At 71.5% G+C, this 13,290-nt stretch carries 14 protein-coding genes; 7 read left to right on the top strand and 7 right to left on the bottom strand.

The features are described from left to right. Nucleotides 1-19 precede the first annotated feature (19 nt). The 4 genes from C466_RS02095 (at nucleotide 20) to C466_RS02080 (ending at nucleotide 4,464) form a co-directional block, all read left to right on the top strand. Nucleotides 20-1,711: a YcaO-like family protein gene (locus C466_RS02095; RefSeq protein WP_004597122.1), complete on the top strand. Its 1,692-nt coding sequence runs from the start codon at nucleotides 20-22 to the stop codon at nucleotides 1,709-1,711. A gap of 99 nt (nucleotides 1,712-1,810) precedes the next feature. Next, complete coding sequence (locus tag C466_RS02090; protein WP_004597123.1) at nucleotides 1,811-2,149, top strand: cupin domain-containing protein; 339 nt, start codon at nucleotides 1,811-1,813, stop codon at nucleotides 2,147-2,149. A 208-nt stretch (nucleotides 2,150-2,357) separates the two neighbouring features. Then, nucleotides 2,358-3,635 carry an aminotransferase class V-fold PLP-dependent enzyme gene (locus tag C466_RS02085; protein ID WP_004597124.1) on the top strand — a complete coding sequence of 426 codons (1,278 nt, stop codon included), beginning with the start codon at nucleotides 2,358-2,360 and terminating at the stop codon, nucleotides 3,633-3,635. A gap of 235 nt (nucleotides 3,636-3,870) precedes the next feature. Then, nucleotides 3,871-4,464: a response regulator gene (locus C466_RS02080; RefSeq protein ID WP_049908370.1), complete on the top strand. Its 594-nt coding sequence runs from the start codon at nucleotides 3,871-3,873 to the stop codon at nucleotides 4,462-4,464. A gap of 68 nt (nucleotides 4,465-4,532) precedes the next feature. Here the strand turns inward: C466_RS02080 and C466_RS16870 are convergent, their stop codons facing one another. Then, a complete protein-coding gene (locus tag C466_RS16870; protein WP_004597126.1) occupies nucleotides 4,533-4,700 on the bottom strand; it encodes a DUF7331 family protein in 168 nt (55 codons plus the stop codon). 113 nt (nucleotides 4,701-4,813) lie between these two features. On the opposite strand from C466_RS16870, the gene C466_RS02075 reads away from it, so the two are divergent. From C466_RS02075 to C466_RS02065, 3 genes are all read left to right on the top strand, one after another. After that, nucleotides 4,814-5,914 (top strand): NADH:flavin oxidoreductase/NADH oxidase, encoded by a 1,101-nt coding sequence (locus C466_RS02075; RefSeq protein WP_004597127.1) that lies wholly within the window; start codon nucleotides 4,814-4,816, stop codon nucleotides 5,912-5,914. Nucleotides 5,915-6,007: 93 nt separating this feature from the next. Then, on the top strand, nucleotides 6,008-7,252 hold the full coding sequence (locus C466_RS02070) for a GNAT family N-acetyltransferase (RefSeq protein ID WP_004597128.1): 1,245 nt from the start codon (nucleotides 6,008-6,010) through the stop codon (nucleotides 7,250-7,252). Between the two features lie 73 nt (nucleotides 7,253-7,325). Then, complete coding sequence (locus C466_RS02065; protein WP_004597129.1) at nucleotides 7,326-8,174, top strand: DUF7547 family protein; 849 nt, start codon at nucleotides 7,326-7,328, stop codon at nucleotides 8,172-8,174. Between the two features lie 9 nt (nucleotides 8,175-8,183). Here the strand turns inward: C466_RS02065 and C466_RS02060 are convergent, their stop codons facing one another. The 6 genes from C466_RS02060 to C466_RS02035 form a co-directional block, all read right to left on the bottom strand. Then, nucleotides 8,184-8,933, bottom strand: coding sequence for a sugar phosphate isomerase/epimerase family protein (locus tag C466_RS02060; RefSeq protein ID WP_004597130.1), 750 nt, complete (start codon nucleotides 8,931-8,933; stop codon nucleotides 8,184-8,186). 133 nt (nucleotides 8,934-9,066) lie between these two features. Continuing rightward, nucleotides 9,067-9,282: a hypothetical protein gene (locus tag C466_RS02055; protein WP_004597132.1), complete on the bottom strand. Its 216-nt coding sequence runs from the start codon at nucleotides 9,280-9,282 to the stop codon at nucleotides 9,067-9,069. Nucleotides 9,283-9,378: 96 nt separating this feature from the next. Next, complete coding sequence (locus tag C466_RS02050) at nucleotides 9,379-10,452, bottom strand: methionine synthase (protein WP_004597134.1); 1,074 nt, start codon at nucleotides 10,450-10,452, stop codon at nucleotides 9,379-9,381. Next, complete coding sequence (locus C466_RS02045; RefSeq protein ID WP_004597136.1) at nucleotides 10,452-11,468, bottom strand: hypothetical protein; 1,017 nt, start codon at nucleotides 11,466-11,468, stop codon at nucleotides 10,452-10,454. The genes C466_RS02050 and C466_RS02045 overlap by 1 nt, the downstream gene beginning before the upstream one ends. 80 nt (nucleotides 11,469-11,548) lie before the next feature. Continuing rightward, nucleotides 11,549-12,166 carry a HemK2/MTQ2 family protein methyltransferase gene (locus tag C466_RS02040; protein WP_004597138.1) on the bottom strand — a complete coding sequence of 206 codons (618 nt, stop codon included), beginning with the start codon at nucleotides 12,164-12,166 and terminating at the stop codon, nucleotides 11,549-11,551. Beyond that, the gene (locus tag C466_RS02035) at nucleotides 12,163-13,278 is read right to left on the bottom strand and encodes a mechanosensitive ion channel family protein (RefSeq protein WP_080510530.1); all 1,116 of its coding nucleotides are present in this window, start codon (nucleotides 13,276-13,278) and stop codon (nucleotides 12,163-12,165) included. Before C466_RS02035 ends, C466_RS02040 begins: the two co-directional genes overlap by 4 nt. Nucleotides 13,279-13,290 lie beyond the last annotated feature (12 nt).

Below are 13,290 nucleotides of genomic sequence, written 5' to 3'. Positions count from 1 at the left end.
CGCCTCGCGTCGACCGGGTATGGATATCGGACTTGTCGGCGACGGGCCCGCGGCGGAGGCGACAGAGGCCGCGCTCGGCGACGTCGACGTGAACGCGATGCCCGTCGAGGCCGACCTGCTCGACGGGTTCGACCTGGCGGTCGTCGTCGACACCGCGGGGTCGGCGGCGTTCGCGACCGCGAACGAGCTGCTCGACCGCTGGATCGCCGTCGAGGTCGGCGGGCTCGGCGGCGTCCCCCTCGCCGACCTCGACGCCGCGGTGACGGCCTTCGACGACGCCTGCTACGACTGCCTGCGCGCCCGCGTCGAGAGCGGCGGAGCGGAGCCGGCCGACTCGCCGACCGGCCGCCGCTCCGCCGTGCGCTACGCCGGCGCGGTGGCCGGGCGACGGGCGATCCGACTGCTCGCCGGCGACCCGGTGGCGGACACCGTCGTCGAGGTCCCGGGCGGCGAGCGGACCCTGCTGCCCGCGCCCGGGTGCGGCTGCGGCGCCGACCCCGGCGACGCGCTCCCGCGCGAGCACGTCGAGCGGGACCTCGACGAGGCGATCGACCGGGCGGAGCGCGCGGTCGACCGCCGGATCGGCGCCCTGAGCGAGGTGGGCGAGCAGGAGTCGTTCCCCCTGCCGTACTACGTCGCCCGGATCGCGGACACGACGCCCTTCTCCGACGCCGACGCGGCCGACTTCGGCGGCGGGGCGGCCGCCGGCTGGGACGCCGCGTTCATGAAGGCGCTCGGCGAGGGGTTAGAGCGGTACGCGGCCGGAGTCTACCGGGAGGCGGATTTCACGCGCGCGCCGGCCGCGAACGTCCCGAACCCGGTCACGCCGGACGCGTTCGTCCGGCCCGAGGGCGCCGAGGCGTACGACCGCGACGACCGGCTCCCGTGGGTCCGCGGCGAGCGGCTCGGGACCGGCAACCCCGCGAGCCTCCCCGCGGAGTTCGTTCACTTCCCGCCCCCGGAGAACCGGTATCGCCCGCCGATCACGACCGGGCTCGGGCTCGGAAGCTCCGGCCCGGACGCCGCGCTCTCCGGACTCTACGAGACGATCGAGCGCGACGCGACGATGACCAGCTGGTACTCCACGACGGAGCCGCTCGGGCTCGACGTGGACGATCCCGGGTTCGCCGAGCTGGAGAAGCGGGCGCGCGCGGAGTCGCTGTCGGTGACCTCCCTGCTCGTCACGACCGACGTCGACGTGCCGGTCGTCGCGGTCGGCGTCGGCCGCGACGGCGACTGGCCGCGGTTCGCCGCGGGGTCGGGCGCCGACCTCGACCCGACAGCCGCGGCGCGGAGCGCGCTCGCCGAGGCGCTCCAGAACTGGACCGAACTCCGCTCGATGGGCCGTGAAACGGCCGACGAGCAGGGCGCGGCGATCGGTCACCACGCCGACCGCCCCGCGGAGACGGCCGCGTTCTTCGACCCGGACGCGACCGTCTCGGCCGAGGGGCTGGGGGAGCCGGCGCTGTCGGGAGCCGACGAGCTCGCCGCGGTCGTCGACCGCGTCGAGAGCGTCGGGCTCGACCCCTACGTCGCGCGGGTGACGACGCGGGACCTCGCGACGCTGGGCTTCGAGGCCGTTCGCGTGCTGGTGCCAGACGCCCAGCCGCTGTTCACCGGCGATCCGTTCTTCGGCGACCGCGCGAGCGAGGTGCCGCGCTCGATGGGGTTCGATCCCGCGCTTGACCGGCCGTACCACCCGTTCCCGTGACGGGGCGGCCCGGGCGGCGTCCCGCCGGTCGGGCTGCTCGCTCCGGCGTCGACTGCCCGTGCCCGCGGGTTTAGGTGCCTCCGGGTCGCGGGAGGTCGTATGGACGTCGTACCCGACGCGGACGTCGAAGCGGTCGAGGCGGTCGACGGCGTGTTCCTCACGCAGGGCGCCGTCGCCGAGGATACCAGCATCCAGCGGTTCGAGCTCGAACCGGGCGCGACGGTGCCCGAACACGAGCACCCGCACGAGCAGATCGGCGTGATCACGGCCGGGAGGCTGACGTTCGTCGCCGACGGCGAGGAGCGCGTCGTCGGCCCCGACGACACCTACGCGATCCCCGGCGGCGAGCCGCACGCCGCCGAGAACCGCACCGACGAGCCGGTCGTCGGCTTCGACATCTTCTCGCCGCCGCGCGCGAACCCGGACTGGCAGGAGTAGGCGGGGGGCGGTCCGGGCCGGGTCGAGTGCGGGTCGAGCGCGGGTCGAGTGCGGGTCGAGCGCGGGTCGAGTGCGGGTCGAGTGCGCCTCGACTGCGGGTCGATTTCGGGCGCGAACCGCCGCGAAGCGCGCGATCCCGCGCGTCAGCGATACGGGCAAGACGTACCGGACCGAAGGTGTGTTAGTGCTCGGGGCCCGATAACGGGTAATGGGAGTCCAAGAACAGTACCCGTTCGACGTGGAGGCGCTCCGCGCCGACTTCCCGATCCTCGATCGGAAGGTCGGCGGGGACCCGGAGACGGCCGGGGAGGGCGAGGGAGACGACACCCCCCTCGTCTACCTCGACAACGCGGCGACCTCGCACACGCCCGACCCGGTCGTCGACGCCATCTCGGACTACTACCGGAGCTACAACTCGAACGTCCACCGCGGGATCCACCAGCTGAGCCAGGAGGCGTCGGTCGCCTACGAGGAGGCCCACGACGCGGTCGCCGACTTCGTCGGCGCCGCGGGCCGCGAGGAGATCGTCTTCACGAAGAACACGACGGAGGCGATGAACCTCGTCGCGTACGCCTGGGGGCTCGAGGAGCTCGGTCCCGGCGACAACGTCGTCCTCTCCGAGATGGAGCACCACGCGTCGCTCGTCACCTGGCAGCAGATCGGCAAGCGGACGGGCGCCGACGTGCGCTTCATCGACGTCACCGACGAGGGGCGGCTCGACATGGACCACGCCGCCGAGCTGGTCGACGACGACACCGAGATGGTGTCGATCGTCCACGTGTCGAACACGCTCGGCACCGTGAACCCGATCCGCGAGCTGGCCGACATGGCGCACGATCACGACGCCTACATCTTCGCCGACGCCGCGCAGTCGGTGCCGACGCGCCCGGTCGACGTCGGGGAACTGGACGTCGACTTCCTCGCCTTCTCCGGCCACAAGATGTGCGGTCCGACCGGCATCGGCGCCCTCTACGCTCGCGAGGAGATCTTAGAGGGGATGCAACCGTACCTCTACGGCGGCGACATGATCCGTCGCGTCTCCTTCGAGGACTCCACCTGGGAGGACCTGCCGTGGAAGTTCGAGGCCGGGACGCCCTCCATCGCGCAGGGGATCGGCTTCGCGGCCGCGATCGAGTACCTCGAAGAGGTCGGGATGGATCGGATCGAGGCCCACGAGGATCTGCTGGCCGAGTACGCCTACGACGAACTGGAGGCGCTCGGCGGCGTCGAGATCTACGGCCCGCCCGGCGACGACCGCGGCGGCCTCGTCGCGTTCAACGTCGAGGGCGTCCACGCCCACGACCTCTCCAGCATCCTCAACGACTACGGCGTCGCGATCCGCGCCGGCGACCACTGCACCCAACCCCTCCACGACGAGATGGGCGTCGCCGCCTCGGCGCGCGCCTCTTTCTACTTCTACAACACCGTCGAGGAGGTCGACGCCCTCGTCGACGCGGTCCGCGAGGCGCGCGACCTGTTCGCCTGAGCGGCCCCGTTTCGGGGACCTTCGCCGCGCTCGGGGAGCGTTCGCGCGACCGCCCGCCGGCCCCACTTTCGTCCGGTGGTTTCGCGGTAATACCACCGAATAATCGCGTCTGAGCGCCGTGACAACGGTGATCGCGGTATTATTATGTCGTCGGCGATGAAATTATTCTTCGAAGAAAGTTACCACCGTTGTAGTAAGTCGCTCCTCGCCGAGTCGTCGCTCGCCGCCACAACGCATGACCGAACACACATCCCCGCCGTCAGACGCACGCGTGGACACGAACGCAGCCGCCGATCGATCAGAACCGACCACAGCCGGAGCCGCGGAGGCGCGCCACGCGCCGATAACCGTTCTCCAAGTCGAGCCCGACGCGCGCTCCGCGGAGCTTTTGGAGGCGTTCGCGGCGCGGCTCACCGACCGATTCCAGGTCCGCTCCGTGGGCCGCTTCGCGGACGCGCTCGACGCGGTCGAGACGGGCGTCGGGGTCGGCGGGGAGCGCGTCCCGGTCGACTGCGTCGTGACCGAACAGCGGCTCCCCGACGGCGACGGCGTCGCCCTCACCGAACGGCTGCGCGAGGCGGGCCGGGGAGTTCCCATCGTCTTCCACACCACGTGTCCGGGCGAGGAGCGCGAGGCGGCGGCGTTCGGCGCCGGCGCGGACGCCTACTTCGAGAAGGGGGCCGACCGCGGTCGGTTCGACGCGATCGTAGACCGGATCCGCGCGCTCGTCGACGAGCGGCGAGAGCGCGGGGTGGAGACGAACGCGGGATCCGCATCGTCGCCGCGCGCATCCGGGACGCCGGGAGAGACGCTGCGCTCCGAGGAGTGAAGCGCCGCTGAACGGCGAACGCGGAGAGGTGGAGGGGGCGGCGTCAGCGGGGTCGGAGGATTTTCGCGTTATCGTTCGAGATCGAGATCGACCGTGAGGTCGGTCGCGATCCACGCGTCGGTGTTGCCCTGTTCGGCGAAGACGGTCCGGTCCTGTGAACAGCGGGTCGCGGCGACGGTCGGCCGCTCGTCGGCCGCCGGTTCGGCGTCCCGCTCGATCCGGTCTCCCGTTGTCATTACGACTCCCTCGGAGTCCGTCGGTGTTATAGATTTCGGTCGGCCTAAACCACAGGCGGCGATCCGCGCGGGGGATCGGTGGGACTTACCTCGCGGCGGCCGTTCGGCGATCCGTGACCGACACGCTGTTCACGCCGCTCACGCTTCGCGACACCGAGGTCCGAAACCGCGTGATGCTCTCGCCGATGTGCCAGTACTCCGCCGAGGACGGGCTGGCGAACGACTGGCACCGCGTCCACCTCGGCGCCCGCGCCGCCGGCGGCGCGGGGGTCGTGATGACGGAGGCGACCGCCGTCGAGGACCGCGGCCGCATCACGCCGAACTGCCTCGGGATCTGGTCGGACGACCACGCCGAGGCGATCGAACCGATCGTCGATTTCGTCCGCTCACAGGGCGCGACGCCCGGGATCCAGCTGGCTCACGCCGGCCGGAAGGCCTCCCACCGGCCGCCGGCGGAGGGGAGCGGTCCGATCCCCGCCGACGAGCCGGCGGGCTGGGAGGCCGTCTCCGCGACCGACGAGCCGTACCCCCACCCGAACGTCGACCAGAGCGAGCTGGCCGACACCCGCCGGCTCGACGGCGACGGGATCGACGAGGTGATCGACGCGTTCGCGGCCGCGGCGGAGCGCGCGCACGACGTCGGCTTCGAGGTCGCTGAGGTCCACGCGGCCCACGGCTACCTGCTCCACCAGTTCCTCTCGCCGGTCACCAACGACCGCGACGACGAGTACGGCGGGAGCTTCGAGAACCGGACCCGCCTCGTCCGCGAGGTCGTCGAGGCCGTCCGCGAAGTCTGGCCCGACGGGAAGCCCGTCTTCGTCCGCATCTCCGCGACGGACTGGCTCCCCGACCGCGACTCGTGGGACGTGGACGACTCGGTGCGGCTGGCGCCCCTCCTCGCCGAGGCCGGCGCCGACCTGATCGACGTCTCGGGGGGCGGGATCCACCCGGACCAGGAGATCCCGAGCGCGGGCCCGGGGTACCAAGTGCCCTACGCCGAGGCGATCCGCGAGGGGGCCGACGTGCCCGTCGCCGCGGTCGGCGGGATCACGGAGCCGACCCACGCCGACGCGCTGGTCCGAAACGAGCGGGCGGACCTCGTCGCGCTCGGCCGCGAGATGCTCCGACACCCCTACTGGCCGCTGGAGGCCGCCCACGAGCTCGGCGAAGAGGCCGAGTGGCCGGTCCAGTACCGCCGCGGGCGCTACGACTGAGACGGGTCGCCCGGCCGACCGCCGGCGCCGCGAGGTTGAGAACCACACGCAGGCGCCGGGAAGGTTTATCGGGCTCGCGGGCGCCGTCGGCGTATGGGCGACCTCGACTACCGGCCCTTCCCCGAGGAGCGCGACGACGAGTTCAGCGCGTTCATGCGCTACGCCTTCTCGCCCGAGGAGGGCCCCTACGACCCCGAGGAAGACGACGACGACCGCGAGCACCTCGCGGACTACCGGGGCCTGTTCGACGGCGACGAGCCGGTGGCGGTGTGCGGCCACCACGACTTCACGCTCCGGATCCGCGGGCGCGACCGGGACGCCGCCGGCCTCTCCGCGGTCGCTTCGCCGCCCGAACACCGGCGGCAGGGCCACATCGAGCGGCTCCTCCGCGAGTCGGTAACGGAGTACCGCGGCGACGGCGTGCGCTTCTCCGTGTTGTGGCCCTTCGAGCACCCGTTCTACCGGCGCTACGGCTGGGCGACCGTGAACCGGTACCGCTGGGTGAAGACGCCCCCCGAGCAGCTGGCGTTCGCGGCCGAAGCGAGCGACAGGGGCGACGAGGCGGGCGAGTTCCGCCGACTCGACGAGGACGACTACGACGCGGCCGCCGACCTGCTGGCCGCGACCGCGGAGCGCTACGACTTCACGCTGGCCCGCACGGAGCCGTGGTGGCGCGAGCGCACCCTCCGCGGGTGGAAGACGGACCCGTACGTCTACGGCTTCGAGCGCGACGGCGACCTCCAGGCGCTCCTGTCGTACACGTTCGAGGAGCGTGACGACGGCGACGGGCGCGCGATGGTCGTCTCCGACGCCGCCGTCGCCGACCCCGCCGACTGGGACCTGGTGTTTCGGTTCTGCCGAGACCACGACTCGCAGGTCGAGCGCGTCCGGCTCCGGCTCCCCGCGGACGTGAGCCTCCTCGACCGCGTGGACGACCCGCGCGAGGTGACGGAGGAGGTCCGCGCCGGCCCGATGTTCCGACTGGTCGACGTGCCCGCCGCGCTGGCCGCGCTCGATCCGGACCCCGACCTCGAGACGGCGTTCGCGCTCGCGGTCGACGACCCCCTCGTCGACTGGCACGAGCGACCGGTCCGGGTGGCCGTCGCGGACGGCGCGGTCGACGCCGAACGGGTCGACCCCGACGTCTCCGGCTCGGTCGACGCCGACGTGAGCGCCGGTATCGGCGCGCTCTCGCAGCTGTACGCCGGCTACCGCGACGTCGACGACCTCCGGGCGCACGCCGCGCTCGGCCTCGCCGACGGCGCGCCCGACGGGCTCGCGGCCGACCTCGCCGCCCTGTTCCCGCCGCGGCGGACCTTTCTGCGCGAGGGGTTCTGAGCGGAGCGGACCGGCCCGCGGGGCCCCCGCGGCGCTGCCGGGCTTTTTATCCGCGGACCGTCTACGACGCGGCATGAGTTCCCGCGACCCACGCGACGACGACCTCGAGGAGCGGCTCGACGAGCTCGAAGACGTGCTGAGCGAGCTCCGCGCCGACCTCCGGGAGACCGAGCGCGACCGCCGCGGGCCCCCGCGGCCGCCCCGGCTCTCGGAGCTCGTGCGGTTCACCGAGCAGTACACCATCCCGACGATAATCGCCCTCCTGGAGACGACGATCAAGTCGCTCGAACTGCTTCAGGGCACCCTCCGGCTCGCGGACCCCGGCCGGAGCGTCGCCGAGGGCGCGGAGGGCGCCGGCGACCGGCTCGCGGACGTCCGCGACGGCGCGACCGCCGGGCTCTCGCGGTCGCTCTCGGAGCTCCGGACCGCGCTCTCGGAGGCCGACCTCCCGGAGGAGGCCGCCTCGCGCTCGATCATCGCCGACGCGCGCGACCTCACCGCGGAGATCGAGTCCCGGATCGACGAGGGGCGACGGGAGGCGGACGCGGCGCGAGACCGGCGGCTCGGGCGGGACCGCGACGAGAGCCGGAGTGACGAGAACCCACCGCGGAACGAGGGAGGCGCCGACCGAGACGACGACACCGACCCGGTTCAGATTCACGTGACCGATCCCGACGAGGACGCCGAGGACGCCGCGTCCGAGGGCGAGGCGGCCGAGGACGCCGACGACCCGCCGGAGGTCGACGTCGAGTCCGAGCTGGAGTCGATAAAGCGCCAGATCGACGGCGACGAGGTCGAACCGGACGCTGGCGAGAACGCTCCCGTCGAGGACGACGACGCGGAAGGCGCCGTGGACGAGGAGAGGAACGCGGACGGCGCGGACGGCGCGGACGCCGACGACTCTGACGACCGGCCGAACTGAGTCACACTTTTAAAACGACGCCCCGAGCCGGTCGGCGACGCGCTCGGCCGAATCGAGGAGGAGCGTCTCGTCGTCGGTGAACACCTCCAGCGCGACCGTCCCGTCGAAGTCGGCGAGCTCGGACTCGACGAGGTCGTAGTCGACCTCGCCGGCGCCCACCGGGAGGTGCGTGTCGCCGCGGCGGCGGACGTCGTGACAGTGGAGGTGTGAGACCCGGTCCCCGTGGCTCCGGAGGAACCGCTTGATCGCCTTGTTTCCGCCTTCCATGTACGCGTGCCCGACGTCGAAGCAGACCGGCGTGTCCGTCTCGCGAGCGAGGTCGCCGAGGACGGAGAGCTGGAGCCCCGCGTGCTGGTGGCCGACGTTCTCCACGACGACCTCGACGCCCGCCTCGCGGCCGGCGTCCGCGACCCGGCGGAGCTGCTCGCCGGCGGTCTCCCTGAAGTTCACGTCGTCGCGGTCGGCGGAGGTGGCGTGGAGGACCGCCTTCTCCGCGCCGAGGTCGCCGGCCGCAGTTAAAAGGCGGCGCTGGTAGTCGACGATGGCGTCGTTCACCTCCGGGACGTACGTCGCCAGGCGCTGGCTGTACGGGAGGTGGACGAGCAGGTCGCGGCCGGCGAGCGCGTCCGTCAGGCGGTCGGGGTCGATCTCGCCCGGGACGAGCGTCGGCTCGCCGACGCCGAGTTCGCAGAAGTCGAACCGCGCCGGCGACGCCGCGAGGCGGTCGAGGTCGTCGCCGACGGTCACGCCGATGTCCATGTCGGCGGTGGGTGCGGCGATCGCATAAATGGTGTCGCCGGCTCGGCGGTGCCGCGTCGGGATTCCCCGTTGGTCCGGGCTCAGAACGGGTCCGTCGGGGCACGCGCAGCGCAGCGGCACCGTCTCGGGTCCGTCAGTACTCTTCCGGCGCCGAATTCACGTACCCCTTCAGCGCTATCGGGACCACGAAGAACCCGATCACACAGGTGATCGTCACCGCGATCTGATCCGGCTTCGGCAGGTCACCGACCACGATCAGTAAGAACAGCGACGTCGCGAGATAGAGGACGGCGATCGCCCATCGAACGAAGGGGCTCTCTAGCAACCGAACGCGACTCACGATGGGCATCGAGTGTGCCCGCCGTAGTAAACGTTCGGACGCAATCCGGATGTTCCGCTGGACTGAGAGCGGCGAGCTCACGAAGAGTGGTTCGACGGCGCCGTGTCAGTCGTCAGCGAGTGGGTTATCGAGGTCGATCTCGCCGGAATCGATCTCGGCCTCGACCTCGCGGACCGCGGTCACCATGTTCTCGGTCTTGCCGTACGCGACGTCGCGCGGGAGGAGCTTCAGCCCGCAGTCGGGGGAGATCGTGAGCTTCTCCGGCGGGACGACGCGGAGGCCTTGGCGGATGTTCTCCTTGATCTCTGCGACCGACTCGACCTCGGCGGTGTGCGCGTCGACGACGCCGAGCGCGAGGTCGGGCTCGAACTCGGGGTCGGTGAACGTCGGGATCTGCTCGAAGTCGCCGTTGCACAGTTCCACGTCGAACTCGTCGATCGGGTAGTCGTTGATCTCGGGGTAGATCCGCGAGTAGTCGCCGTAACAGACGTGGAGGCCGATGCGGACCTCCTCGGGGATACCCGCGGCGATGCGTTCGAGCGCCTCGCCGACGATGGCGTGGTCCTCCGGGGTCGTCGCGAGCGCGGGCTCGTCGATCTGGATGTAGCGCGCGCCCGCCTCGACGAGCTTCTCGACCTCCTCGTTGACGAGGTCCGCGAGGTCGTAGACGAGCTCCTCGGTGGAGGGGTACGCCTCGTTGAACGCCCAGAAGCCGAGCGTGTACGGCCCCGTGACCGGGACCTTGACGGGGCGCTCGGCGACGTTCGAGGTGAACTCGAACTCGTCGACGAGCCACGGCTCGTCGTACGCGACCTCCTCGACCACGCTGGGCTTGTCGAAGTAGTTGTGGCCCCACACCTTCACGGGGCCGTTGAACTCGTAGCCGTCGATGCGGTCGGCGAAGAACTCCACCATCTCGTTGCGGCGCATCTCGCCGTCGACGACCGTGTCGAGGCCGGCGCGCTCGTGCTCGTGCGTGATGAGCCGACAGGCGTCGTCGTGGGCCTCTTCGAGGTCGGACGCGTCGAACTTCGAGTCGGGGTCGTCGACCAGCTCGTCGGCCCGGTTGAGCCACTTCGGCTTCGGGTAGGAGCCGACGACGGTCGTCAGCAGGAACGCGTCGTTCGGGTGGTCGTGCGGGCGGAACTGGTCGCGGTTGGCTTCGGGGTTTCTGACCATCAGTCGAGCACCTCCGCGGCGGCGGCGAGCGCGTTCAGCTTCTCGCGGTACTTGTTCGTCGGCAGGTAGAACAGCTCGGTGTTCGGCGTGAGGTAGGTCCGGTCGAACCCCTCGAGCGGGATCTGTTCCTCGAACCACTCGACGCGCTCCGCGACCGTCTCCGCGTCCTCGACGAGCGTGTTCTGCCCGTCGACGAGCCCGAGCGACAGCGAGTCGGTCGAGCCGAACTCCTGAACGTTGTAGACGGTGTCGTCGCGATCGCCGGCGACGAGGTCGAGCCCGAGCGCGTCCGCGCCCGCCTCGTCGACGAGGTGCGCGTACAGCTTCTCGCCGAGCGCGCCGTAGAACGTCTGGACGACCACGTCGGCGTCGGTCGCGTCGGCGACCGTCGCGATCGCGTCCGTCGCGCTCGACTCGTCGCCCTCGGCGGGCGGGTTCGTGACGAGCGACGGCTCGAGGAGGAACAGCGTCTCGTGGGCCGGGAACGCCGCGACCTCGCCGGCGAGGAACTCGGCGATCGCCGCCTGAAACTCGGCCTCGTCGCCGTAGTGCTCGTCCGTCGCGAGGTCCGCGAGCGAGTACGGCCCGGGGAGCGTCGCCGCGAGCGACGCGTCGGCGGCGCCGTCGGCGTCCGCGAGCAGGTCGGCCGCGTCGGACAGTTCGCCGGCCACGTCGCCGGAGAAGCCGAGGTCGTCGGCGACGCGCGGGTCGCGGTAGAAGTTGTTGTTGTCGTAGTACCGCACGATCCCGCCTGTCTCGACGGCGTCGCTGACGGTCAGCGGGTGCGCGATCATGTCGTCCCAGCGGCCCTGCCCCTCGGAGATCAGGTCGAGGCCGGCGTCCAGCTGGTGGTCGACGTACTCGGCGCGTACCTCGTCGTACTCTGCGACGATCGCCTCGCTCTCGTCGCCGCTCAGGAGGTCGCCCTTCTGGTGGCCCTTCAGGTCGGAGAGCGTCTCTTTCGCCCGGTCCGGGAGCGGATACAGCCCCGGCGTCGCCGCGACACGTTCGGTCATCACCGTCCGTTAGATATGCCGTCGTATAATATTTGCTAATACGAATTATGTCCGAAGGTAATTGAGTGCGCGACGGAGCGCTACGCCCGCCGCAGCGCCAGCACCGTGAGCGTCTCGAACGGGAACGACTCCTCGACGACCGGCTCGTGGTCGAACCCCGCGTCCTCGACCAGGGCGAGCACCTCGTCGTACCCGGTGAGCGAGGAGACCAAGAGCAGGACGACGCCGTCGGGCGCGAGGACGCGCCCCACGTCAGCGAGGAACGGCTCGATGAGCTCGCGGCCCGACTCGCCGCCCGAGAGCGCGTGCTCCATCCAGTCGTCCCACTCGTTGTCCGGGTCGGTCGGCAGGTACGGCGGGTTGAAACACACCGCGTCGAACGCGTCCGCGCGGAACGGCGAGAGGAGGTCGGCGACGACGGCCTCGACGCCCCGCTCGCGGGCCTGCCGTGCCGCGTGCGGGTTGAGGTCGCTGCCGACCACGTCGAGGTCGCGCTCGGTCGCGACCCGCTCGGCGACCCACCCAGAGCCCGTCCCGACCTCCAGCACGCGCCCGTGCGCCTCCGCGACCGCCGCCTCCGCGAGCAGCCCGGAGTCCTCGGCGGGCTGGTAGACAGCGGCGTCGTCGGCGCCGCGAAGCGCCGCGAGGTCGCCGCCGCGGTCGCTCGCGGCGTCGCGCTCGCCCCCGCCGCCGGTCATCGGCCGTCGCCCTCCGAGCCCCCGTCGCTCGCGCTCACAGAGCCTCCGTCGTCGGCGTCTTCCGAGCCGCCGTCGCCCGCGGACGCGGACCCGTCTCGCGTCGCCGCGCGGCCCTCGACCGAAGCGTCCAGCTGCGGCCCGGAAGCGCCCTCTGCGCGGGCGGAGAGCGTCTGCTGCGGGAACGGGATGACGATCCCCTCGTCTTCGAGCGCGTCCTTCATCGCGTTCATCGCGGCGGTCTGGGTCCGCCAGCGCTTCCGCATGCTCGGGTTCCGGATCCAGTAGCGGAGCCCCAACACGACCGCCGAGTCGTCGAAGCGCTTCGTCACGGCGTTCGGCTCGGGCATCTCGGCGACGTCCTCGACGTCGGCGGCCGCCGCCTCGACGACCGCGGCCGCGCGTTCGACGTCGGTGTCGTAGTCGACGCCGACCTCTACTTCGATCCGCAGCCGGTTCCGCCGCGAGCGGTCGACGATCGACCCCGAGCGGACGTCGTCGTTCGGCATCGTGATCACCTCGCCGTCGAACGACCGGATCCGGGTGCTCATGATCGAGATCTCCGTCACCGTCCCCTCGTGGTCGCCGATCTCCACCCAGTCGCCGACCTCGAACGGTCGCGAGAACATCAGCACGAACCCCGCGAGGATCGCGCCGAGCGTCTGCCGGGCCGCCATCCCGACCACGATCCCGAGGAACCCCGCGCCGACGAGGAGGCTGCCGACGTTCTCGGTGAACAGCCCGACGACCGCGAGTATCGCCGACGTGTAGACGGTCAGCTGCGTGACCCGCAGGATCACCTCCTGTTGGTGTTGGGAGATCGACGCGCTCTCGGCGCCGATCTCGCGGATGACGCCCCCGAGGAAGTCCGTGAGCGCGTACGCGATCGCGAGGAGGATCACGGCGAGGACGACGTTCGACACCTGGTTGGCGGTCAGCGCCGACTGCGCGGCCTTGAACAGGGCGCCGCTCCGGTCCCACACCGCGATCAGCGTGAGGGCGCCAACCGCGGTCGCGACGCCGACCGTCGCCGACAACAGGAGTCGCTGCGTGGAGGTGAGGTCCCTGTCACCGTGCTTCAGCCGCCCCGTCAGGAACCTGTCTCTTATACACATCTCTGAGCGGGC

The sequence above is a fragment of the Halorubrum distributum JCM 10118 genome (genome assembly GCF_000337335.1).
In the GTDB taxonomy this organism is placed as follows: domain Archaea; phylum Halobacteriota; class Halobacteria; order Halobacteriales; family Haloferacaceae; genus Halorubrum; species Halorubrum distributum.
The sequence above is the reverse complement of the archived record's forward strand: the minus strand, read 5'-3'. Positions and strand labels throughout refer to the sequence as shown.

What these genes read in the sequence shown, in the direction of transcription:
- C466_RS02095 (WP_004597122.1), top strand. Translation starts at nt 20, where the DNA reads ATGGATATCGGACTTGTCGGCGACGGGCCCGCGGCGGAGGCGACAGAG.
- C466_RS02090 (WP_004597123.1), top strand. Translation starts at nt 1,811, where the DNA reads ATGGACGTCGTACCCGACGCGGACGTCGAAGCGGTCGAGGCGGTCGAC.
- C466_RS02085 (WP_004597124.1), top strand. Translation starts at nt 2,358, where the DNA reads ATGGGAGTCCAAGAACAGTACCCGTTCGACGTGGAGGCGCTCCGCGCC.
- C466_RS02080 (WP_049908370.1), top strand. Translation starts at nt 3,871, where the DNA reads ATGACCGAACACACATCCCCGCCGTCAGACGCACGCGTGGACACGAAC.
- C466_RS16870 (WP_004597126.1), bottom strand. Translation starts at nt 4,700, where the DNA reads ATGACAACGGGAGACCGGATCGAGCGGGACGCCGAACCGGCGGCCGAC.
- C466_RS02070 (WP_004597128.1), top strand. Translation starts at nt 6,008, where the DNA reads ATGGGCGACCTCGACTACCGGCCCTTCCCCGAGGAGCGCGACGACGAG.
- C466_RS02065 (WP_004597129.1), top strand. Translation starts at nt 7,326, where the DNA reads ATGAGTTCCCGCGACCCACGCGACGACGACCTCGAGGAGCGGCTCGAC.
- C466_RS02060 (WP_004597130.1), bottom strand. Translation starts at nt 8,933, where the DNA reads ATGGACATCGGCGTGACCGTCGGCGACGACCTCGACCGCCTCGCGGCG.
- C466_RS02055 (WP_004597132.1), bottom strand. Translation starts at nt 9,282, where the DNA reads ATGCCCATCGTGAGTCGCGTTCGGTTGCTAGAGAGCCCCTTCGTTCGA.
- C466_RS02050 (WP_004597134.1), bottom strand. Translation starts at nt 10,452, where the DNA reads ATGGTCAGAAACCCCGAAGCCAACCGCGACCAGTTCCGCCCGCACGAC.
- C466_RS02045 (WP_004597136.1), bottom strand. Translation starts at nt 11,468, where the DNA reads ATGACCGAACGTGTCGCGGCGACGCCGGGGCTGTATCCGCTCCCGGAC.
- C466_RS02040 (WP_004597138.1), bottom strand. Translation starts at nt 12,166, where the DNA reads ATGACCGGCGGCGGGGGCGAGCGCGACGCCGCGAGCGACCGCGGCGGC.
- C466_RS02035 (WP_080510530.1), bottom strand. Translation starts at nt 13,278, where the DNA reads ATGTGTATAAGAGACAGGTTCCTGACGGGGCGGCTGAAGCACGGTGAC.